Origin of the sequence: Methylobacterium sp. ap11 (assembly GCF_900110515.1) — a bacterium.
Taxonomy (GTDB): domain Bacteria; phylum Pseudomonadota; class Alphaproteobacteria; order Rhizobiales; family Beijerinckiaceae; genus Methylobacterium; species Methylobacterium ajmalii.
This window is the reverse complement of sequence record NZ_FOEB01000003.1, coordinates 204,703-226,943: the sequence shown is the minus strand read 5'-3', so window position 1 is coordinate 226,943 and position 22,241 is coordinate 204,703. Positions and strand designations below refer to the sequence as shown.

Here is a 22,241-nt window from a genome sequence, read left to right as displayed (position 1 = left end):
AACCGTAGCACCCTCACCCCTACCCCTCTCCCACACGGGAGAGTGGATCCCGCGCTTGCATTGTCTTGGGACAGATCGCCGTCCGCGAAGAAGGCGCGCTACGCCGCGACCCCGCGCCCGGCGCACACCTCGTCGAGCCACCCGGTCCGCAATTCCGGCACCGAGGACAGGAGCAGCCGCGTATAGGGTTCCTTCGGGGCGGCGAGCAGCGCCTCGGTCGGGCCGGCCTCGACCACGCGGCCGTGCTGGAGCACCATCACGGCGTCGCTGATCGAGCGGATCACCCCGAGGTCGTGGCTGATGAAGACGTAGGCCACGTTGAGGTCGCGCTGGATCTCGACCAGGAGGTCGAGCACCGCCTCGCCCACCACCGTGTCGAGGGCGGAGGTGACCTCGTCGCACAGGATCACGTCGGGCTCGGCGGCGAGCGCGCGGGCGAGGTTGATGCGCTGCTTCTGGCCGCCCGAGAGCTCGCCCGGGCGCCGCTCGGCGACGCTGCGGGGCAGGCGGACCTGGTCGAGGAGCTGCATCAGCCGCTGGCGGCGGGCCGAGGCCCCGAGGCGGTGGTAGAAGGCCAGCGGCCGCTCGAGGATCTGGGCGATGCTCTGGGCCGGGTTCAGCACCGTGTCGGCGTTCTGGAACACGATCTGGATCCGCCGCAGGGTCTCGCGGTCGCGCCGGCCGAGCGCCGGGGCCAAGGCCTTGCCGTCGAGCCGCACCTCGCCGCGGGCGGCCGGCACGATGCCGGAGACGACGCGGGCGAGCGTGCTCTTGCCCGAGCCCGATTCGCCGATGATCCCGAGGGTCTCGCCGCGGCGCAGCGAGAAGCCGACGTCGTGCAGGATCTTGACCCGCGGCAGGCCGTCGGCCCCGACCGGGCCGTAGCCGGCGGTGATGCCGGTGGCGGCCAGCACCGGGGCCTCGCCGGTCTCTGGCGCAGCCTCCGCGCCCTTGCGCTTGACCGGGGAGGCGGCCGCGATGAGCTGGCGGGTATAGGGATGGGCCGGCGCCCTCACCATCTGGTCGACCGCGCCGATCTCGGCGAGGCGACCGTGGCGTAGGACCGCGATCCGGTCGGCGATCTGGGCCACCACCGCGAGGTCGTGGCTGACGTAGATGCCGGTGATGCCGCGCTCGCGGATCGCCGCCTTGAACGAGACCAGCACCTCGATCTGGGTCGTGACGTCGAGCGCCGTGGTCGGCTCGTCGAAGATCACGAGGTCGGGATCGTTGAGGAGCGCCATGGCGGCGAGCAGCCGCTGGAGCTGCCCGCCCGAGACCTGGTGGGGGTAGCGGTCGCCGATCGTGTCCGGGTTCGGCAGGGCGAGCTCGGCAAACAGGGTCTTGGCCTTGGCGGTGGCGGCCTCCGCCTTGAGCGAGCCGTGGATGAGCGCGCTCTCGATCACCTGCGCCATGATGGTGCGGGCGGGGTTGAACGAGGCCGCGGCCGACTGGGCGATGTAGGCGATGCGGTTGCCGCGGAGCGCCCGCAGCTCGGAGGGCGACGAGGCTAGGACCTGCGTCCCGAACACGTCGACGCTGCCGCCGCGGATGGCGCAGCCCTTGCGGGCATAGCCCATCATGGCGAGCGCGATCGTGGTCTTGCCCGAGCCCGATTCGCCGATCAGCGCCAGGACCTCGCCGCGGGCGATCTCGAACCCGACCTCGTGGACGATCGTCGTCTCGCGGCCGTCCTCGGCCTTGGCGGCGACCTTCAGGGCCTCGACCCGGACGGTGCCGCTCTTGTGCGCGTGCGCCATGATCAGCGCCCTCCCGCTCTCGCCCGGCCGGGCAGGTTGTCGACCAGGAGGTTCACCCCGATGGTCAGGATCGCGATGGCGACGGCCGGCATCACCACCGCCGGGGCGCCGTAGCTCAGGCCCGCCACGTTCTCGCGCACCAGCGAGCCCCAATCGGCGTAGGGCGGCTGCACGCCGAGCCCGAGGAACGACAGGCTCGAGAGCAGCAGCACCACGAAGACGAAGCGCAGGCCGAAATCGGTGGCGAGCGGCCCGACCATGTTGGGCATCACCTCGCGCAGCATGATGTAGCCGCGGCCCTCGCCGCGGGCCTTCGCGGCGAGCACGAAATCCTCGGCCGCGATGTTGACGGCGAGCGCCCGGGTGATCCGGTAGCAGCCCGGCACGTAGATGAACGCCATGGTCAGCACCAGGATCGGCAGCGACGAGCCGAGGCCGGCGATCAGCACCAGCGCCAGCATCTTCGAGGGGATCGAGGTCAGCGCGTCGAGGAGCCGGCTCAGCGCGCTGTCGGTCCAGCCGCCGACCACCGCGGCGAACAGGCCGAGCCCGATGCCGGCGGTGCAGGCGAGCGCGGTGGCGAGCGCCGCGATGCCGACCGTGTAGCGGGCGCCGAGCAGGATCCGGCTCAGCATGTCGCGGCCGAGATAGTCGGTGCCGAGGGGGAAGGCGTGGCTCATCGGCCCGAACACGTCGGTGTCGACGATCGCGCCGGCATCGTAGGGGCTGAGCGCCTGGCCCAGGATTGCCATCGCGATGCCGGCGAGCACGATGCCGGCGCCCAGGCACGCCATGGGGGAGAGCCGCAGGCGCAGCCGCGGGGCCGCCGGGGCGATCTCCGGCACGGTCTCGCCGAGGCCAAGATTCTGGTCACGCATGGCGCAGCCTCGGGTTGGACAGGATGGCGACGATGTCGGCGGTGGTCACCAGCAGCAGGTAGACGGCGCAGAACACGATGGCGCAGGCCTGCACCACCGGCATGTCGCGCATCGACACGCTGTCGACCATCAGCTTGGCGATGCCCGGATAGTTGAAGATCGTCTCGACGATGATGACGCCGCCGAGCAGGTAGGACAGGCTGAGCGCGACCGCGTTGGCGATGGCGCCGACCGTGTTCGGCAGGACGTGGCGCAGGACCACCCGGGCCGGGCTCGCGCCCTTGAGCGCCGCCATCTCGACGTAGGGCGCCTTCATCGCCTCGATCACCGCGGCGCGGGTCATCCGCACCATCTGGGTGATGACCACGAAGGACAGGCTCATCACCGGCATCGCCACGGCGCGCAGGAATTCCAGCGGGGTCGCCGAGCGCGGCACGAAGGAGAGGGCGGGCAGCCAGTGCAGCTGCACGGCGAAGAGCAGCACCGCCAGGGTGGCGACCAGGAATTCGGGGATCGACACCGCCGCGATCGTCAGGATGCCGACCGCCCGATCGTAGACCGAGCCGCGCCAGACCGCCGCCGTGATGCCGAGGGTCAGCGCCACCGGCACCGAGATCGCCGTCACGATGCCGGCGAGGATGAGCGAGCTCGACAGCCGGGCCCAGATCAGGTCGCCGACCGGCTGGCGGCTGACCAGCGAGGTGCCGGCATTGCCGGTGAGAAGGCCGCCGAGCCAGGTGGCGAAGCGCTGCAGCGCCGGGGCGTCGAGGCCGAGCGCCTGGCGCAGGCCCGCCACCGCCTCCGGGGTCGCGCTCTGGCCCAGGATCGCCTGGGCGACGTCGCCCGGCAGGAGCTGGGTCGCCCCGAACACGACCACCGAGACGAAGAGCAGCGTCGCGGCGGCGACGAGCACGCGGCCCGCGATCATCGTCAACATGCGGCGGCTCATGCGCCCTCCCTGATCCCTGGGTGGCCGGCCCTCCCGGGCGGGCGTGTCGTTGCAGGTTTCTGTGCGAGTTTTTCTGTGCAAGTTCGGCGCCGCGGTTCCGCGACGCCGCGCGGCCGGTCCCCCGGACGCGCCGGAACCCCCGGCAGGTCGGGCCCGGGCGGGGGACGGGGCGTACCCCGTCCCGGGAGACGATCAGGCGTCGAGCCAGGCGTACTCGCCGAAGGTGTAGCCCATCAGGCCGCCGGTCGGGATCGGGTGCAGGCCCTTGATCTTGCTGGAGTAGCAATCGATGTTGCTGATGAAGGCCGGGATGCCGATGCCGGCCTCGTCGTGCACCAGCACCTGCGCGTCGTGGTACATCTGCTTGCGCTTGGCCTCGTCGCGCTCGGCCCGGGCGGCGACGATGAGCTGGTCGAACTTCTCGTTCTTCCAGCGCGACTCGTTCCAGGCCGCGTCCGACTTGAAGAACAGGCTGAACAGCAGGTCGGCGGTCGGGCGCGGATTGATGTTGCCGAAGCAGAACGGGCTCTTCATCCAGTAGTTCGACCAGTAGCCGTCCGACGGCACCCGCTGGACGTCGATGTTGAGGCCGAGCTTCTTGGCGTCCTGCTGCATCAGCACCGCCATCTCGACCGAGGCGTCGGCCGCCGGCGAGGCGACGAGCGGGATGGTCGAGCCCAGCACCCCGGCCTTGTTGAAGTGGAACTTGGCCTTCTCGGGGTCGTAGGGCCGCTGCGGGATGTCGGCGGCGTGGTAGCGGTTCGAGGACGGGATCGGGTGGTCGTTGGCGACCTCGGCGTAGCCGCGGAAGACCGCGCTGCGCATCTGGGTGCGGTTGAGCAGGTACTTCATGCCGAGCACGAAGTCCGGGTTGGCGCCCGGGCCCTCGTCGAGGCGGGCGATCAGGTTGGTGTAGAGGCCGGCCTTGGTCTCCAGGATGCCGAAGCCGCCCATGCTCTCGATCACCCGCAGCGAGCGCGGGTTGATCACCGCGGCGATCTGCACGTCGCCGGACATGAGGGCATTCACCCGCGACTGCTCGTCGGGCAGGCCGAAGAACTCGATGCTGTCGAGGAACGGGCCGGGCTGGCGCCAGTACTCGCCGTTGCGCACAGCCATCGTGCGCACGCCCGGGGTGAACTCCTTGCACTTGAAGGGACCGGTACCGATGCCCTTCGAGAAATCGGTCGTGCCGGCCTGGACGATGTGGAAGTGGGCGGTGCCGAGGATGGTCGGCCAGTCGGCGTTGGCGCCGCTGAGCACGATGCGGACCTCGTTCGGGCCCGCGGCCTCGATCGCGGTCATCTGCTTGGCCAGCGTGTTGGCCTTGGAGCCCACCGCCGGGTCGAGGTGGCGCTTGAGCGAGAAGAGCACGTCCTCCACCGTCAGCGCCTTCCCGTCGTGGAAGGTCACGCCCTTGCGGAGCTTGAAGGTCCAGGTCTTGGCGTCGGGGCTGTCGTAGCTCTCGGCCAGCTCCGGGCCCGGGGCGCCGGTCTGGTCGATGCGGACGAGCTTGTTGTAGAAGAAGTTGCAGCGGACGTAGTCGCTCGCGTTCGACTGCTTGGCCGGGTCGAGCGTGTCGGAGGTCGAGCTGGTATAGGTGCAGACCCGGATGTTGCCGCCGCGCTTCGGCGTCTGGGCCAGCGCCTTCGTGGCGCTGCCGAACACCGCGCCGCCGGCGAGAAGGCCCATGCCGGCCGAGCCGAGCAGGCCCAGGATGTCGCGCCGCGACGCTCCCCGGCGCAGGCCGTCGAGGACGCGGCCGCGGTCGGCGGGGCTCATGGTCTCAAAGGCGTCTGCGTCCAGCTGCGACATCGTCTTCCCCTCGGGCCAAGCCTGGCTGCGCCGGTATTGTGCGGTGCGATGGCGCCATGCCGCACCGCCGAAATATTGGGCATAATCCGTTCGGCACAAACAATCATCACCATCTTCGTAGGATTGTCAACAATCTGAATCGTTCGCGGCCGTGGCTCCCGGCGGCGCGGGCCGGACCCGGGCCCCCGCCGCGGTCCGACCGTGCCTTCATGCCGTACGGAGCGTCTCCGGCGGCAGCTTCTGCGGTGCCGCTCCCCGCCTTCGACCGGGGCGCGGCGGCGCTCCGGCGGTATGATTCGGGCAGTCCGCCGATCCGCGAGAGCCCGATGTCCGACGCCGCCGCCCTCCTGTCCGCCCTCGTGGCGATCCCCTCGGTGTGCCGCACGCCGAACGGCGCGATCGTCGCGCTGGTGCGCGACCACCTCGCCCGCCACGGCGTCGAGGCGGCGGTCCTGCCGGGGCCGGAGGGCGACCGGGCCAACCTGTTCGCGACGATCGGCCCGCGCGACGTGCCGGGGATCGTCCTGTCGGGCCATCTCGACGTGGTGCCGGCGGGCGAGGGCTGGACCGGCGACCCCTTCGCCCTGCGGCAGGCCGGCGAGCGCCTGGTCGGGCGCGGCGCCGTCGACATGAAGGGCTTCGTCGCCTGCCTGCTGGCGCTCGTGCCCGAGATGGTGCGGGCGCCGCTCGCCCGGCCGATCCACCTCGCCCTGTCCTACGACGAGGAGGTCGGCTGCGTCGGCGTGCGCCACATGATCGCCCGGCTGCCCGAGCTCTGCGCCACCCCCACCGCCTGCCTCGTCGGCGAGCCCTCGGAGATGCGCCCGGTCCTGCGCCACAAGGGCAAGGTGGCCGGACGCCTCACGGTGCGGGGGCGCGCCGGCCATTCCTCGCGGCCGGACCTCGCCGACAACGCCGTGCACCTCGCCGCCGACCTCGTCGGGCTGGTGCGCGGCCTGCACGAGGATTTCGTCGCGCGGGGCCCGTTCCACGACATGTTCACGCCGGCCTCCTCGACCCTGCAGGTCGGGGTCATCGCCGGCGGCACCGGCGTCAACGTCGTGCCCGATACCTGCCGGATCGACTGGGAGGCCCGCGCGGTGCCGGGCACCGACCCGATGACGATCCACGACGCCCTCCTCGCCCGGGTCGCCGGCCTGGTCGACCCCCTGCGGGCGGCCGGCCGCGAGGTCGCGGTCGAGAGCGAGGTCCTGTCGGCCTATCCCGCCCTCGATCTCCCCGACGACGCGCCGTTGCGGAGCCTCGCCGAGGCGTGGTCGGGCCACGCCGCCCTCGGGGCGGTGAGCTACGGCACCGAGGCCGGCCTGTTCCAGGCCGCCGGCATCCCGTCGATCATCTGCGGGCCCGGCCGCATCGCCGAGGCGCACCGGCCGGACGAATCGATCGGGCTTGCCGATCTCGACGAATGCTGTGCGATGCTGCGCCGCGTCATCGCGCAACAAAGTTGAAGTTAGGTGGAAGCCAGGTGAACCGCACCAGTCGGCGCACGTTGTCGGGTCCAGGATCTCACAAATCCAGGATCCGACAGGAGAGCAGCATGCGTTCGATTCTCGCAGGACTCGCCGCCGGCCTTCTCGTCGCCGGTGCCGCCTCGGCCCAGACCGCCGCCCCCTCGACCGCCCCGATGGCCACCCCCGGCCCCGGCACCGGATCGAGCATGGGCACCGGCCCGGCCGCGACCGGCACCGTCGCGCCGATGCCGAACAACACCGGCGGCAGCGCCGGCGGCGTCGTGGCGCCCGGCCCGACCGGCGCCTCGACCGTCACCGGCAACTCGGCCGCCGGCGGCAATGCCGGGCAGCCGTCCCGGGCGGTGCCGCAGGGCAGCGCCGGCAGCGGCAGCCGCTGAGCGCTCCCGGGCGGGCCATATCGCGATCCTATCGCGTCCGCCCGTCGATGGTATTGGAAATGCCCCTCCCGCCGCGGTAACACCGCGCCCAAGAGCAGGCCGGCCGCCTTGAATCGGCGGCCGGTCGCCACGGGAGGTTTGACAGCATGAACGCCCACCAGCACTTCATCGGCGGCACCTGGACCGGCAGCGAGGCGACCCTGCCGGTGGTCAACCCGTCGCACGGCCAGGAGATGGCCCGCATCGCCCGGGGCGGCGCCAAGGAGATCGACGCCGCCGTCCAGGCCGGCCACGCCGCCATGGACGGCGAGTGGGGCCGCCTCGACGCCGCGTCCCGCGGCCGCCTGCTCCTCAAGCTCGCCGAGCTGATCCGCCGCGACGCCGAGATCCTGGCGAAGATGGAGAGCGAGGACGTCGGCAAGCCGATCACCCTCGCCCGCAACGACGCCCAGGTCTGCGCCCGCTACTTCGAGTATTACGGCGGCGCCGCCGACAAGGTGCACGGCGACACGATCCCGTTCCAGAACGGCTTCACCGTCATGACCGTGTACGAGCCGCACGGCGTCGTCGGCGTGATCGTGCCGTGGAACTATCCCCTCCAGATGACCGGCCGCTCGGTCGCCCCGGCGCTCGCCATGGGCAACGCCGTGGTGCTGAAACCCGCCGAGGACACCTCTCTGTCGGCGCTGCACCTGGCCAAGCTCGCGGCCGAGGCCGGCTTCCCGTCCGGCAGCCTCAACGTGGTGACGGGGCTCGGCGAGGAGGCGGGCGCCGCGCTCGCCGCGCACAAGGGCATCCACCACATCAGCTTCACCGGCTCGCGCGAGGTCGGAACCCTGATCCAGACGGCCGCGGCGAAGAACACGATCCCGGTGACGCTGGAACTCGGCGGCAAGTCGCCCCAGGTGGTGTTCGCCGATGCCGACCTGTCGGAGGCCGGCACCGTCATCGTCAAGGCGATCACCCAGAATGCCGGCCAGACCTGCTCGGCCGGTTCGCGCGTGGTGATCGAGGACGCGATCTACGACAGCTTCGTCGCCGACCTCGCCAAGCGCTTCAAGGACCTGCGCGTCGGCTCGGGCGAGCAGGACCTCGACCTCGGCCCCGTGGTCAACGCCAAGCAGTGCGAGCGGGTGCAGGGCTACATCGATCTGGCGCGCCGCGACGGCCTGACCATCCTGGCCGAGGGCGAGCTCGGCACCAACGTGCCGGGCGACGGCTACTACGTCCGCCCGACCCTGATCGGCGACGTGCCGCCGGACCACCGCCTCGCCCAGGAAGAGATCTTCGGGCCCGTCCTGGTGGCGATCCGGGTGCGCGACGAGGCCGAGGCTCTCAAGGTCGCGAACGGCACCGAGTACGGACTGGCCGCCGGCATCTGGACCCAGGATCTCGGCAAGGCGCTTCGCCTGTCGAAGGGCATCAAGTCGGGCCAGGTCTTCGTCAACAATTACGGCGCGGGCGGCGGCGTCGAGCTGCCCTTCGGCGGCGTGAAGGGCTCGGGCCACGGCCGCGAGAAGGGCTTCGAGGCCCTCTACGGCTTCGGCTCGATGAAGATGATCGCGATCAAGCACGGGGTCTGACGGTCATGGCGGCGGGGAGTGGTAGGGTCAGGCCGCTCGAGGGCCTGACCGTGGTGGCGCTCGAGCAGGCGGTGGCGGCACCCTACTGCTCCTCGCGCCTGGCCGACGCGGGCGCCCGCGTCATCAAGATCGAGCGGCCGGAGGGCGATTTCGCCCGCGGCTACGATGCGGCGGTGAACGGGCTGGCGAGCTACTTCGTCTGGCTCAACCGCGGCAAGGAGAGCCTGGTCGCCGACATCAAGGACCCGGGCGATGCCCGGCTCCTGCACGCGGTGCTCGCCAAGGCCGACGTGTTCATCCAGAACCTCGCGCCCGGCGCCGCGGCCCGCGCCGGGTTCGGCTCGGACGAGCTGCGCGCCCGCTACCCGCGGCTCATCACCGTGGATGTCACCGGCTACGGCTCGGGCCACGCCTATTCGGACATGAAGGCCTACGACCTCCTGGTTCAGGCCGAGAGCGGCCTGGCCGAGATCACCGGCCATCCGGCGGGTCCCGGCCGGGTCGGGGTGTCGGTCTGCGACATCGCCTGCGGCATGGCGGCCCATTCCGCCGTGCTGGAGGCGCTGATCGCCCGGGGCATCACCGGCGAGGGGGCGAAGCTCGAGGTCAGCCTGTTCGACGGCATGGCCGACTGGATGAACGTGCCGCTGCTCTACTTCGAGGGCACCGGCCGGGCACCGCAGCGGGTGGGCCTGGCCCACCCGTCGATCTGCCCCTACGGCGCCTTCCCGACCCGGGACGGGGCCCTGGTGCTGCTCTCGATCCAGAACGAGCGCGAATGGGTCAAGTTCTGCGCCGCGTTCCTGCGCCAGCCCGACCTGCCGTCGCGCCCGGGCTTCGAGAGCAACACCGCCCGGGTGGCGAACCGGCCCGAGGTCGATGCCGTGGTGGCGCGGGTCTTCTCGGAGTTGAGCCGCGACGAGGCCGCCGACCGATTGAGAGCCGCCGGCACCGCCTACGGCTTCGTCAACGGCCTGTCCGACCTCGTCTCGCATCCGGCGCTCCGGCGGGTGACCGTCGAGACCCATGCCGGCCCGGCCTCGATCGTGGCGCCGCCGGCCTTGCGCAACGGCCAGGCCCCGGTGCTGGGGCGGGTGCCGGGCATCGGCGAGCACAGCGAGGCGATCCGGCGGGAATTCGCGGCCGCGTAGGCCACTTGGCGGTGTAGACCAGTTGGCGGTCATGCGATCGATCCCACCCACCGCCTCATCCTGAGGTGCCCGGCGATCGAAGATCGCCGGGCCTCGAAGGAGGGCTCCAGGAGGCGCGGAGTTCGCTGGAGCCCTCCTTCGAGGCTTGCTTCGCAAGCACCTCAGGATGAGGTTCGCCTCTGGATAAACCGAACAGACGGGCGCACGGCCTGAGAGGACGACCACCATGGCCACCATCCGCGAAGACGACCTGGTCGCTTCCATCGCCGACGCGCTGCAATTCATCTCGTACTACCACCCGGCCGACTACATCGAGAACCTCGCCGAGGCCTGGCGGCGCGAGGAGAGCCCGGCGGCCCGGGACGCGATGGCGCAGATCCTGGTCAATTCGCGCATGGCCGCCTTCGGCCGCCGGCCGATCTGCCAGGATACCGGCACGGCGCAGATCTTCATGAAGGTCGGGCTCGGCGCCCGCATCGTCTCGAATCGCTCGCTCCAGGAGATCGTCGACGAGGGCGTGCGCCGGGCCTGGCGCGAGGAGCGCAACCCGCTGCGCGCCTCCGTGGTCTCCGAGCCGCTGTTCGGGCGCCGCAACACCGGCGACAACGCGCCGGCCATGCTCCATGTCGAGATGGTGGCGGGTGAGCAGGTCGAGGTCCACGTCGCGGCGAAGGGCGGCGGCTCGGAGAACAAGGCGAAGTTCGCCGCCCTCAACCCGAGCGATTCCGTCGCCGACTGGGTGGTGCGCACCGTCGAGACGCTGGGGGCCGGCTGGTGCCCGCCCGGCATGCTCGGCATCGGCGTCGGCGGCTCGCCCGAGAAGGCGATGACGCTGGCCAAGCTCTCGCTCCTCGATCCGATCGACCTGCCGCAGATCCGCGCCCGCGGGCCGTCCTCCAAGGAGGAGGAGCTGCGGCTCGAGATCTTCGAGCGGGTCAACGCCCTCGGCATCGGCGCGCAGGGCCTCGGCGGCCTCACCACCGTGCTCGACGTCAAGCTCAAGACCTTCCCGGTCCACGCCGCCTCGCTCCCCGTCGGCCTGATCCCGCAATGCGCCGCCGACCGGCACGCCCATTTCACCCTCGACGGCAGCGGCCCGGCAGCCTTCACCCCGCCCTCCCTCGATCTCTGGCCGCAGGACGTCAGCGTCGCCACCGCGGCCGGGCGGCGGGTCGACCTCGACCGGCTGACCCGCGAGGAGGTGGCGACCTGGCGGGCCGGCGAGACCCTGCTGCTGTCGGGCCACCTCCTCACCGGGCGCGATGCGGCGCACCTGCGCCTGACCCGGATGCTGGAGGCCGGCGAGGAGCTGCCGGTCGATCTGCGCGACCGGGCGATCTACTATGTCGGGCCGGTCGATGCCGTCGGCGACGAGGCGGTGGGTCCCGCCGGCCCCACCACCGCCACCCGGATGGACAAGTTCCTGGAGCCGATCCTGTCGCGGACCGGCCTCCTCGTCATGGTCGGCAAGGCCGAGCGCGGCCCGGCCGCCGTCGAGACCATCGCGCGCCACGGCGCCGCCTACCTGATCGCGGTGGGTGGGGCGGCCTACCTCGTCTCGAAGGCGATCAAGTCGGCCCGGGTGCTCGCTTTCGCCGATCTCGGCATGGAGGCGATCCACGAATTCGTGGTCGAGGACATGCCGGTGACGGTCGCGGTCGACGCCGCCGGCACCTCGGTCCACCGCGACGGCCCGGCGCGCTGGCGCCGGCCGGTGCGGGAGACGGCGCCGGCGTAACGCCGGGATCGATCGTTCGGCCGAGCGCGGGCATCTCCCTCCCTTCTGCGGGGGAGGGGACCGGCTCACCGCTGTCGCGTCTTACCCTTTGCCGTCACCGTCCAGTCACGCCCGCGTGCTGTGAATCGGGCGAAAAAGGAGAACCGCGTGACCGGCGCCCCTCGCTACGCCCTCTACTTCACGCCGAAGCCCGGCACCGACCTCGCCCGGTTCGGCAACGCCGTGCTCGGATACGACAACCACACCGGCGCCGAGGTTCCCCGCCCCGGGGGAATGGCCGACCTCGCGGACGTGACCGATTCCCCCCGCCGCTACGGCTTCCACGCCACCCTGAAGGCGCCGATGCGGCTCGCTCCAGGCACCGCCGAGGCCGATCTGCTCGCCGCGGCGGAGACGCTGGCGGCGGACCATCCGCCGGTCCCGGTCGGCCTCCTGCGGGTCGCGACGCTCGGCGCCTTCACGGCCCTGATCCCCGACGCGGCGCCCCCCGAACTCGGCCTGTTCGCCGCCGAATGCGTCGCCGCCTTCGAGCCGTTCCGCGCCTCCCTCACCGAGGCCGAGGTGGCGCGCCGCAGGCCCGAGCGCCTGAGCCCCCGGGGCCGGGCGCTGCTCGCGGCCTGGGGCTACCCGCACGTCTTCGAGGAATTCCGCTTCCACATGACCCTGACCGACGCCCTGCCGGAGGAGGCCCGCGCGGCCTGGCGCGAGCGCCTGGCGGCGGCCTACGGCGCGGGCGCCCCCCTCGTGCTCGACGCCCTGTCGGTGCTGCGCCAGGACGGCGCCGCCCCGTTCCGGGTGCTGCGGCGCATTCCCCTCGGAGGCTGACGCGATGGCCGGACAGCTGGGCCTCGAGCCCGTCATCGACCCGACCGCCACGGTCCGGGAGTGCCGCCTGGGCCGCTACACCGAAATCGGCCCCCGCACCCAACTCGCCGAGACCGTGCTCGACGACTATTCCTACATCGGCAACGACGGCGAGGTGATCTACACGACGATCGGCAAGTTCTGCTCGATCGCCGCGATGGTGCGGATCAATCCCGGCAACCACCCGATGGAACGGGCCTCGCAGAGCCACTTCACCTACCGGGCCGCCTCGTACTGGCCGCAGGAGGCGAACGAGCCGGCCTTCTTCGAGCGGCGCCGAGCCCTGCCCGTCACGATCGGGCACGACGTCTGGATCGGCCACGGGGTCGTGGTGCTGCCCGGCCGCACCATCGGCACCGGGGCGGTGGTCGGCGCGGGCGCCATCGTCACCCGGGACGTCGCGCCCTACACCATCGTGGTCGGCAACCCGGCCCGCCCCGTGCGCCGCCGCTTCGACGAGGCGAGTGCCGAGCGCCTGCTGCGGCTGGCCTGGTGGGACTGGGACCACGAGCGGTTGCGCACGGCGCTCCCGGACTTCCGTCAGTTGCCGATCGAATCCTTCCTTGATAAGTATGCCGGCTAAGCACTGACGCGCTGTCATCCTGTTGTCGTTTAACGAGCGTTTACGTTCGCCGAACAGTCAAATCGGGCGGGCGGATGCTGGTTGTCGAGAACCTTACGCGTCAATACGGGGCGCGCCGTGCGGTGGACGGCGTCAGCCTGTCGATCGAGCGCGGCAGCTTCGTCGGCGTGATCGGACGCTCGGGTGCCGGCAAGTCGACCCTGCTGCGGATGCTCAACCGCCTCGCCGACCCGACGGCCGGGCGCATCCTCTTCGACGGCACCGACGTGACGGCGCTCCGCGGCCGCGACCTGCGCGCCTGGCGTGCCCGCTGCGCGATGATCTTCCAGCAGTTCAACCTCGTCGGCCGGCTCGACGTGATGACGAACGTGCTGATGGGCCGGCTCGACCAGGTGCCGACGCACCGCTCGCTCCTGAAGCTGTGGAGCGAGGAGGACCGGGCGCTGGCGCTCGCCGCGCTGGAGAGCTTCGACATGGGGGCGTTCGCCGCCAACCGGGCCGACCAGCTCTCGGGCGGCCAGCAGCAGCGCGTCGCCATCGCCCGCGCCCTCGTCCAGGAGCCGGAGATCATCCTGGCCGACGAGCCGGTGGCCTCCCTCGATCCGCGCAACACCCGCCTGGTGATGGACGCGCTCGCCGACGCCAACAAGCGCTACGGCATCACCGTGTTGTGCAACCTGCACTCCCTCGATCTCGCCCGCGCCTATTGCGACCGCTTGATCGGCCTCTCGGCCGGCCGGGTGGTGTTCGACGGCCGCGGCTTCGACCTCACCGAGGACGTCGCCCGCACCCTCTACGGCCTCGAGGCCGGCGAGGTGATGGACCGCGGCGAGCCCGAGACGGCGCCGGCGCTGGCCCCCGTGCGCGCGCCGATCCGCCACGCCGAGGCGCTGAGCGCCTGATCTTTCCGAGACTCCAGACAAGGATTCGACCGATGCTGACCCGTCGCACCCTCGTGGGCGCCGCCGCCCTGATGCTCGCCGCCGGCCCCGCCTTCGCGCAGGACTGGAAGGCCAAGTATCCCGAGCTGACGCTCGGTGTGATCCCGGCCGAAAACGCGTCGGGCACCGTCGACCGCTGGACCCCGCTCACCGCCTACCTCACCAAGGAACTCGGCGTGCCGGTGAAGCTGCGGGTCGCCAACGATTACGCAGCGGTGATCGAGGGCCAGCGCGCCGGCAACATCCAGATCGCCTTCTACGGCCCGGCCTCCTTCGCCCGCGCCGTCATCACCGGCGTGAAGATCGAGCCGGTGGTCAACCAGAAGCACGAGACCGGCGTGTCGGGCTACTACTCGGTGATCTACGTGCGGGCCGACAGCCCGTACAAGTCGATCGAGGACCTGAAGGGCAAGAGCCTGGCGCTGGTCGACCCGAACTCGACCTCCGGCAACCAGGCCCCGCGCTTCTTCCTGCACAAGGCCGGCCACGACGTCGACAAGTTCTTCGGCAAGACTTTCTACGCCGGCAGCCACGAGAACGCCGTGCTGGCGCTCGCCCAGGGCACCGCGGACGCCGCCGCCAACTTCTGGAATTCCGACACCGACAGCAACCTGACCAGGATGCTGACCAAGGGCATGGTGAAGAACGCCGACGGCACGCCGATGAAGCAGTCGGATTTCCGCGTCATCTTCAAGTCCGAGTTCCTGCCCGAGGGCCCGTTCGCGGTCCTCGCCAGCCTGCCGGACGACCTGAAGCAGACGATCCGCCAGGCCTTCATCGAGTTCCCGACCAAGGACAAGGCCGCCTTCGACAAGCTCTCGGACGGCAAGGACCTCGGCCTCACCCCGGTGACGCTGAAGGACTACCAGCCGATCATCGAGATGCTCCGCCACAACGACGACCAGCGCAAGCGGTCGTAAGGCGCAAAGCCCTCCTCCTGTGAGAAGGGTCGACGAAAACGAAAGAGGCGCGGGTCTCCCCTCTCCCGTGTGGGAGAGGGGCCGGGGGTGAGGGTGGCGCGCTTCAGTGTAAAGCTGTGACCGTCGTGCTGGCAGCGTGACGACCTGGGCTCTACTCGGAAACGTATCACCCTCACCCCTACCCCTCTCCCACACGGGAGAGGGGATCCCGCGCTCCGCATTTCGCTGGATGTGCCTCTGAAGTGAGAGGCGTCCGGCACCGGAGACTCAAGAACCCCGTGACCGTCCGCATCGAGAAACTGCCGCCCGAGCGCGAGACGACGCTGCTCGCCGCCTATTCCGGTGCCGTCGCCTCGACGCGCTGGCGCACGCTCGGGGTCTTCGTCGTCGTCGTGGCGCTGTACCTCCTCGCCGGCTGGATGGCCGAGGTGCGGCCGCTCACGTTCCTCGACAACATCCACAACTTCACCGCCTATCTCGGCCAGATCCTGCCGGTCCTGACGCTGGACAACCTGCCGGCGGACCTTGCCGCCTGGTACTGGGGCCTGCCGAAATGGCTCTCGCTCTTGGGCGAGACGATCCTGATGGCCTATCTCGGTACGCTGTTCGGCGGCATCGCGGCCTTTTGCCTGTGCTTCCTCGCCTCGGCCAACCTGGTGCGCTCGCCCGCGATCCGCTTCTGCGCCCGGCGCTTCCTGGAGGTGTGCCGCACGGTGCCCGAGGTGGTGTTCGCGCTGATCTTCGTCATCGCCTTCGGGCTCGGGCCGATGGTCGGCGTGCTGGCGCTCGCCATCCACACCACCGGCGCGCTCGGCAAGCTCTTCTCCGAGGTGGTCGAGAACATCGACATGAAGCCGGTCGAGGGGCTGACCGGGACGGGGGCGGGCTTCCTCGAGACGGTGCGCTTCGCGGTGGTGCCGCAGGTGCTCTCGAACTTCGCCTCCTATGCGCTGCTGCGCTTCGAGATCAACGTGCGGGGTGCCGGCGTGATGGGCTTCGTCGGGGCCGGCGGCATCGGCCAGGAGTTCCTGGTCGCGATCCGCAACTTCTACTACTCGGACGTGAGCGCGATCCTCGTCCTCATCATCCTCACCGTCGTGGCGATCGATCTCGGCACCGAGCGTCTGCGCCACCACCTCCTCGGCCGGGAGGCCCACGCGTGACGCGCCGCCCCCCTTCCGCCCTGCGTCGGGCCGCGCTCGCCGACCTCGACGGCCTGCGCGCCCGCCACCCGGCGGTCTTCCGGCCCTCGTGGCCGCGCCGCGCCGCGGTGATCGGCACCCTCGCCGCGGTCCTCGGCCTCGCGGTCGTCGCGATGGTCCGGCTCGATTTCTCGCTCCTGCGCATCGTCCACGGCCTGCATCGGCTGGGCGAGTTCGCCGGCATGATGCTGCCGCCCTCGGCGGAAGGGCGCTTCGGCCTGTTCCTGTCGGCGCTCGGCGAGACCCTGGCGATCGCGTTCCTCGGCACGCTGACGGCGGCCTGCCTCGCCTTTCCGGTCGCGTTCCTCGCCGCCCGCAACGTGGTGCCCAACCCCTTCCTGCGCTTCGGGGTGCGCCGCGGCTTCGACGTGATCCGCTCCGTCGACGTGCTGATCTGGGCGCTGATCTGGATCAACGTCGTCGGCCTCGGCCCCTTCGCCGGGGCGCTCGCCATCGCCTGCTCGGATTTCGGGGCGCTCGGCAAACTCTTCTCTGAGGCGATCGAGACCGCCGACCGCAGGGCGTCGGAGGGCGTCACCGCGTCGGGCGGCTCGCGGCTGCACCGGGTGCGCTTCGGCCTGGTGCCGGCGGTGCTGCCGGTGCTGGCGAGCCAGGTTCTGTACTTCTTCGAATCGAACACCCGCTCGGCCACCATCATCGGCATCGTCGGGGCGGGCGGCATCGGCCAGTACCTGACCGAGCTGATCCGGGTGCTGGAGATGCAGCAGGTCGCCTTCCTGGTGCTGATGATCCTCGTCACCGTGGCGCTGATCGACCTCGTCTCGGGCCGCCTGCGCCGGGCGATCATCGGGGGCGCGGCGCACTGACCCCGAGGGGTTAGGGGCCTGATTCCACCGGGTTTTCGCAGGCGCGACGGCTTGCGGAAACCTCGCGCGGCGCGCGTGTCTTCCCGATTGTCTTCCCCCGGGAGCGGCGCCTATAAGCCGGCTGTCTCATCCGTCCCTTGCGGCGTCGAGAGCCTCGCCGGGCGCTCTCCGCGCGCCGGGGCGATCAATCCGCCGGGGAGCGCCATGGCCGGGCATTCACAGTTCAAGAACATCATGCACCGCAAGGGCCGCGTCGACGCGGTCCGTTCGAAGGTGTTTTCCAAGCTCGCCCGCGAGATCACCGTGGCGGCCAAGCTCGGCACGCCCGACCCCTCGATGAACCCGCGCCTGCGCGCCGCGATCCTCGCGGCCCGGGCCGAGAACATGCCCAAGGACAACATCGAGCGCGCCATCAAGAAGGCGGCCGGGGGCGACGCGGAGAACTACGAGGAGGTCCGCTACGAGGGCTACGGCCCCGGCGGCGCCGCGCTGATCGTCGAGGCGCAGACCGACAACCGCAACCGCACCGCGTCCGACGTCCGCTCGGCCTTCACCAAGTCCGGCGGCAGCCTCGCCGAGACCGGCGCCGTGTCGTTCATGTTCGACCATGTCGGCCTCGTCGCCTTCGACGCCAAGGTGGCCGATGCCGATACGATGCTGGAAGCCGCCATCGAGGCCGGCGCCGACGACGTGAAGTCGGACGAGGGCGGCCACGAGGTCATCTGCGAGCAGGGCGCGATGGGCGAGGTCTCCAAGACCCTCGAGGCCCGCTTCGGCGAACCCCGCCGCACCGCCCTGATCTGGCGCGCCCAGAACACCGTCGACGTCGACGACGAGACCGCCGAGAAGCTGATCCGCCTCGTCGAGACCATCGAGGACCAGGACGACGTGCAGAACGTCTTCGTGAACTTCGCGGTGTCCGACGCGATGATGGCGAAGATGCAGGGGTGAGGCTGAAGGGGCGGTCATCCATGGCCGCTCCTTGAGCCTCACAGGGTCATCCCTGCCCCTGATGACAGTAATTTTTCGCAAGATTGTTCTGCCCCACCCACGATCTCATCCTGAGGTGCGGGCGATCGAAGATCGCTGAGCCTCGAAGGAGGGCTCCAGGGATCGCGGAGATTTCTGGAGCCCTCCTTCGAGGTCAGTCGATCTTTGATCGACTAACACCTCAGGACGAGGTGGGAGGGTGGGACCTGTCGCCTGCTTCGGCTTTCGCCCGACCCACTCACCCCGGCAGCCGCAGCCGCGCCCGCAAGCCCCCCATCGCCGACCTGTCGAGCTCCAGCCCGCCGCCGTAGAGCTCGGCCAGTTCCGTGGTGATGGCGAGCCCGAAGCCGTGGCCCGGCACGGTTTCGTCGAGGCGTTTGCCCCGCTGCGCTACCGCCGCCAGGGCCTCCGGCCCGAGGCCCGGCCCGTCATCCTCGATCCGGACCACGATGTCGCTGCCCGCGGCGTCGGCCGACACCCGCACCGCGCGGGTGCACCAGGTGCAGGCATTGTCGACCAGGTTGCCCAGCATCTCGTCGAGGTCCTGCGGGTCGCAGGCCGCCGCGAGGCCGGGCGGGATCGCGCACGTGATCCGCACGCCCTTCTCGGCGTGCAGCCGCTCCAGGGCCGCCGCGAGGTCGGCGACCGGGCCGGCCAGCTCCGTGCGGGTCCGGGTCGCCCCGGTCAGCGCGGCGCTGCGGGCCCGGCGCAGGTGGTGACGCACGCCGCGGTCGAGGCTGCCGACGAGGTGCGTCAGGCGCCCGTCCGGATCGCGGCCGGGCTCCGACAGGGCGAGGCTCAGGGTGGCGAGCGGCGTCTTCAGGCCGTGGGCGAGGTTCGCCACATGGGTGCGGGCCTGGGCGAGCTGCGCGGCGTTCTGGTCGAGGAGGGCGTTGATCTCGGCGGCGAGCGGCCGGACCTCCGCCGGCTGGGAATCGGGCACCCGCTCGCGCTGCCCGGCCCGCACCGCTTCGAGTTCCCGGCGCAGCCGGTCGAGGGGCTTGAGGCCGAGCCGCACCTGCGCTACCGCGCCGGCGGCGAGGCACAGGCCCAGCACCCCGAGGCTCGCCGCGAGCGCCAGGCCCGCCTCGCGCAGCGGCCCCCAGAGGGCGGCGCGCGGTGCGCTTGCAAGGACCACGGTGCCGTCCGGGAGGGACAGGACCCGCAGGATCAGCGCCTCGCCGCGCGGGCCGATTCCGTCCGCCGGGCGGGGCCGGTCGTCGTCCGCTTCCGGGACCTGCGGCGGGGCGAGGTCGCGCCCGGCGAGGGAGGCGGAGCCGAGCGTCGCCCCGCCCCGCCGCACCTGCCAGGCCCAGCCCGAGCCCGGTCGGTCGAAGGGCGGCGCGTCGAGGTCGCGCGACAAGCGCAAGGCCGGGCCCGGCTCCAGCCCCGAGACCAGGGAGACGATCTGCGCGTCGAGCCGGGACTCGATCTGCCCGCGCACGAAGCGCGCGAGGATCAGCCCGATGGCGAGGCCCGCCACCACCAGCGCCGCCACGATCAGCGCCAGCGCCGCGAGGAGCAGGCGCCGGCGCAGGGAGCCGATCTGGCCCAAGCCCGTCACGCCGCCTCGCCCGCGGTGAGCCGGTAGCCGTGCCCGCGCACGGTCTCGATCCGGGCCGGGGCGATCTTGCGGCGCAAGCGCGTGATGATGACCTCGACCGAGTTCGAATCGACCTCCGCGTCGCCCTCGTAGACCCGCTCCAGCAATTCGCCCCGGGGCACCACCCCGTCGCGGCGCAGGATCAGGCAGGACAGGACCCGCCATTCGAGGGCGGTGAGCTTGAGCGGCAGCCCGTCGCGGGTGAAGGCGCCGAGGCCGGGATCGAACGTGACCGGGCCGCAGGCGATGCTCGTCGCCCCGTGGGCGGCGGCGCGGCGCACCAGGGCGCGTAGGCGGATCACCAGCTCCTCGACCCGGAACGGCTTGACCAGGTAATCGTCGGCCCCGGCCTTGAAGCCCGCCACCTTGTCGCTCCAGGCGTCCCGCGCGGTGAGGATCAGCACCGGCAGGGTGCGGCCCGCCGCCCGCCAGCCCTGCAGCACCGCGATCCCGTCGCGCTTGGGAAGGCCGAGATCGAGCACCGCCGCGTCGTAGGTCTCGGTGTCGCCGAGATGCGCGCCGTCCTCGCCGTTGCGGGCGTGGTCGACGGCGCAGTTCTCGGCGCGCAGGACCCGCAGGATCTCGGCGGCCAGCGCCGCGTCGTCCTCGACGAGCAGGAGCTTCATGGGCGGATGACTCGGAGGTGGGAACGCGGATTCCGCCGTATTCCCGGCGGTTTAACCGAACCTGAACGGCGAGGTTCAGGCCCGGTTCCCGGGCCCCGACGTAGAAGAGCGCCAACCCGGAAGGGCCTCGACGACAGGAGCACACCGATGACCGACCACACCACCATCGAGGGCAAGGCCACCGAGATCGAGACCGCCAAGGTCGAGACCGGCACGACCGAGACCGGTACGACCGAGACCGTCGCGCCCGCCCCGCGCACCAAGCCCCGCCGCGGCCTCCTCGTCGGCGCCGTCGCGGTGCCGCTGGCGCTCGGCGCCGTCGGGCTCTCTCTCGCAAAGCCGGCGCAGACCCCGCTCACCCCCGTCGCTCCCGTCACCGTGAGCGCTCTGGTGCCGTCGGGCGCCACCGCCGCCAAGGGCGAGGTCGCCGAGGTGTTCGGCAACAAGTTCATCCTCCAGGACGGCACCGGCCGCGCGCTGGTCGAGACCGGCCGGGCCGGCGAGGGCGGCACCCTGGTCGCCAAGGGCGAGAGCGTGACGGTGCAGGGCCGGTTCGAGAACGGCTTCCTCCATGCCAGCGCGCTCACCCGGGCCGACGGCAAGATCGAACCCCTGCGCCCGATGGGCCCGCCCCCCGGCGGCCTCGACTGGGCGAAGGACAAGGCCGGCCTGGGGCCGACCATCGACGTCCCGGCCCTCACCAAGGCGGTCACCGATGCCGGCTACTCGGACGTGCGCGTCGCCGGCCGCGGCCCGCGCCACCTCGACGTGGCGGCCAAGGGCCAGGACGGCAAGGAGCGGATGCTCCATGTCGGCTTCGACGGGCAGATCCGCGAGAAGCGGGTGTTCTGAGGGGCGCGGCGGGCCCGGCCCGACAGTGTCGGGCAGCATAGCTGAAGCGGGCCGTCCGACGAAGGAGAGGCGCGGGCTTCTCCTCTCCCCGCCCGCGGGGAGAGGGGGAAACCCGCGTCGGCGCAGGGGCTTGTCGGCGGCGCCCGGCCGGGTAAGGCCCCGTCACAACGTCGCCAGCACGCCCCCGTCCACGTAGAGGATCTGGCCGTTGACGAAATCCGAGGCGGACGAGGCCAGGAAGATCGCCGCGCCCTGCAGCTCCTCCACCCGGCCCCAGCGCCCGGCCGGGGTGCGGTTCTTCAGCCAGGCGTCGAATTCGGGGTTGTCGATCAGGGCCTGGTTGAGCGGCGTCGCGAAGTAGCCCGGGCCGATGCCGTTCACCTGCAGGCCGTGGCGGGCCCAGTCGGTGCACATGCCCTTGGTCAGGTTCTTCACCGCGCCCTTCGAGGCGGTGTAGGGCGCGATCGAGTAGCGCGCCGCCTCGCTCTGGAGGCTGGCGATGTTGATGATCTTGCCCCGCTTGCGCCCGATCATGTGCCGGGCCACCGCCTGGCCGACATAGAACACGCTGTCGAGGTTGACCCGCATCAGCTCGTGCCAGGTCTCGACGGAATACTCCTCGAGCGGCGCGCGGCGCTGGATGCCGGCATTGTTGACCAGGATGTCGAGGGGGCCGATCTCGGCCTCGATCCGGTCGACGCCCGCCTTCACGGCGGCCGCATCCGACACGTCGAAGGCCGCGGCTTGCGTCGCGATCCCTTCCTTCCGCAGCTCCGCCACGGCGCCGTCGAGCTTTGCCGCATCGCGGCCGTTGAGCACGATCGCCGCTCCCGCGCGGCCGAGGCCGAGCGCCAGCGACAGGCCGATGCCCTGGCTGGAGCCGGTCACCAGGGCACGGCGGCCCGACAGATCGAACAAGGCGGTCGACACCGGCGAACTCCTCCCCGACGCGCTCCGGCCGGCGACCTTCGGGGCCGCTCCTTGCAGTTGCGCTCGTGCCGGAAGGGAAGCATGGTACCGATACCAAGGCAAGCGGCATCGCGGCGCCGGTGATCCGGCCGCCAGCGAGCCCACCGGGAGGAGATGTTT

20 protein-coding genes are annotated in these 22,241 nt (G+C 71.4%); 13 read left to right on the top strand and 7 right to left on the bottom strand.

The annotated features are described in order from the left end of the window. Positions 1–98: 98 nt before the first annotated feature. The 4 genes from BMX97_RS05635 to BMX97_RS05620 all read right to left on the bottom strand — a co-directional run bounded on the left by BMX97_RS05635 (position 99) and on the right by BMX97_RS05620 (position 5,402). Positions 99–1,760, bottom strand: a complete 1,662-nt coding sequence (locus BMX97_RS05635) for an ABC transporter ATP-binding protein (RefSeq protein ID WP_091746442.1) — start codon at positions 1,758–1,760, stop codon at positions 99–101. A 2-nt stretch (positions 1,761–1,762) separates the two neighbouring features. Next, positions 1,763–2,554: an ABC transporter permease gene (locus tag BMX97_RS05630; RefSeq protein WP_091747019.1), complete on the bottom strand. Its 792-nt coding sequence runs from the start codon at positions 2,552–2,554 to the stop codon at positions 1,763–1,765. A gap of 76 nt (positions 2,555–2,630) precedes the next feature. Continuing rightward, complete coding sequence (locus BMX97_RS05625) at positions 2,631–3,587, bottom strand: ABC transporter permease (protein ID WP_091746439.1); 957 nt, start codon at positions 3,585–3,587, stop codon at positions 2,631–2,633. A gap of 192 nt (positions 3,588–3,779) precedes the next feature. Further along, complete coding sequence (locus BMX97_RS05620) at positions 3,780–5,402, bottom strand: ABC transporter substrate-binding protein (RefSeq protein ID WP_091746436.1); 1,623 nt, start codon at positions 5,400–5,402, stop codon at positions 3,780–3,782. A gap of 326 nt (positions 5,403–5,728) precedes the next feature. Here BMX97_RS05620 and argE point away from each other — a divergent pair, with 326 nt between their 5' ends. From argE to BMX97_RS05560, 12 genes are all read left to right on the top strand, one after another. After that, complete coding sequence (gene argE, locus BMX97_RS05615; protein ID WP_091747016.1) at positions 5,729–6,871, top strand: acetylornithine deacetylase; 1,143 nt, start codon at positions 5,729–5,731, stop codon at positions 6,869–6,871. A gap of 89 nt (positions 6,872–6,960) precedes the next feature. Further along, the gene (locus BMX97_RS05610) at positions 6,961–7,272 is read left to right on the top strand and encodes a hypothetical protein (protein WP_091746433.1); all 312 of its coding nucleotides are present in this window, start codon (positions 6,961–6,963) and stop codon (positions 7,270–7,272) included. Positions 7,273–7,418: 146 nt separating this feature from the next. Beyond that, positions 7,419–8,855 carry an aldehyde dehydrogenase family protein gene (locus tag BMX97_RS05605; RefSeq protein ID WP_091746431.1) on the top strand — a complete coding sequence of 479 codons (1,437 nt, stop codon included), beginning with the start codon at positions 7,419–7,421 and terminating at the stop codon, positions 8,853–8,855. A gap of 5 nt (positions 8,856–8,860) precedes the next feature. Then, positions 8,861–10,006, top strand: a complete 1,146-nt coding sequence (locus tag BMX97_RS05600; RefSeq protein ID WP_091746428.1) for a CaiB/BaiF CoA transferase family protein — start codon at positions 8,861–8,863, stop codon at positions 10,004–10,006. A 226-nt stretch (positions 10,007–10,232) separates the two neighbouring features. Continuing rightward, the gene (locus tag BMX97_RS05595) at positions 10,233–11,744 is read left to right on the top strand and encodes a fumarate hydratase (protein WP_091746426.1); all 1,512 of its coding nucleotides are present in this window, start codon (positions 10,233–10,235) and stop codon (positions 11,742–11,744) included. 147 nt (positions 11,745–11,891) lie between these two features. Further along, the gene (locus tag BMX97_RS05590) at positions 11,892–12,569 is read left to right on the top strand and encodes a DUF1045 domain-containing protein (protein WP_091746423.1); all 678 of its coding nucleotides are present in this window, start codon (positions 11,892–11,894) and stop codon (positions 12,567–12,569) included. A 4-nt stretch (positions 12,570–12,573) separates the two neighbouring features. Further along, positions 12,574–13,191 (top strand): LbetaH domain-containing protein, encoded by a 618-nt coding sequence (locus tag BMX97_RS05585; RefSeq protein WP_091746420.1) that lies wholly within the window; start codon positions 12,574–12,576, stop codon positions 13,189–13,191. Between the two features lie 74 nt (positions 13,192–13,265). Further along, positions 13,266–14,093 (top strand): phosphonate ABC transporter ATP-binding protein, encoded by an 828-nt coding sequence (phnC, locus tag BMX97_RS05580; protein ID WP_091746417.1) that lies wholly within the window; start codon positions 13,266–13,268, stop codon positions 14,091–14,093. A gap of 32 nt (positions 14,094–14,125) precedes the next feature. Further along, positions 14,126–15,052, top strand: coding sequence for a phosphonate ABC transporter substrate-binding protein (gene phnD / locus BMX97_RS05575; RefSeq protein WP_091746414.1), 927 nt, complete (start codon positions 14,126–14,128; stop codon positions 15,050–15,052). A 278-nt stretch (positions 15,053–15,330) separates the two neighbouring features. Then, positions 15,331–16,215: a phosphonate ABC transporter, permease protein PhnE gene (phnE, locus tag BMX97_RS05570; protein ID WP_091746412.1), complete on the top strand. Its 885-nt coding sequence runs from the start codon at positions 15,331–15,333 to the stop codon at positions 16,213–16,215. Then, entirely contained in the window at positions 16,212–17,081 is an 870-nt protein-coding gene (gene phnE, locus BMX97_RS05565) for a phosphonate ABC transporter, permease protein PhnE (RefSeq protein WP_091746409.1), read from the top strand. The genes phnE (BMX97_RS05570) and phnE (BMX97_RS05565) overlap by 4 nt, the downstream gene beginning before the upstream one ends. Positions 17,082–17,285: 204 nt before the next feature. Next, positions 17,286–18,032, top strand: coding sequence for a YebC/PmpR family DNA-binding transcriptional regulator (locus tag BMX97_RS05560; RefSeq protein ID WP_048434141.1), 747 nt, complete (start codon positions 17,286–17,288; stop codon positions 18,030–18,032). A gap of 277 nt (positions 18,033–18,309) precedes the next feature. Here the strand turns inward: BMX97_RS05560 and BMX97_RS05555 are convergent, their stop codons facing one another. Next, a complete protein-coding gene (locus BMX97_RS05555; protein WP_091746406.1) occupies positions 18,310–19,635 on the bottom strand; it encodes a sensor histidine kinase in 1,326 nt (441 codons plus the stop codon). After that, positions 19,632–20,300 (bottom strand): response regulator, encoded by a 669-nt coding sequence (locus BMX97_RS05550; RefSeq protein ID WP_091746403.1) that lies wholly within the window; start codon positions 20,298–20,300, stop codon positions 19,632–19,634. The genes BMX97_RS05555 and BMX97_RS05550 overlap by 4 nt, the downstream gene beginning before the upstream one ends. 147 nt (positions 20,301–20,447) lie before the next feature. Between BMX97_RS05550 and BMX97_RS05545 the strand changes: the two genes are divergently transcribed. Next, on the top strand, positions 20,448–21,152 hold the full coding sequence (locus tag BMX97_RS05545) for a DNA-binding protein (protein ID WP_091746399.1): 705 nt from the start codon (positions 20,448–20,450) through the stop codon (positions 21,150–21,152). Between the two features lie 162 nt (positions 21,153–21,314). Here the strand turns inward: BMX97_RS05545 and BMX97_RS05540 are convergent, their stop codons facing one another. Beyond that, the gene (locus BMX97_RS05540; RefSeq protein WP_177202129.1) at positions 21,315–22,082 is read right to left on the bottom strand and encodes an SDR family oxidoreductase; all 768 of its coding nucleotides are present in this window, start codon (positions 22,080–22,082) and stop codon (positions 21,315–21,317) included. Positions 22,083–22,241 lie beyond the last annotated feature (159 nt).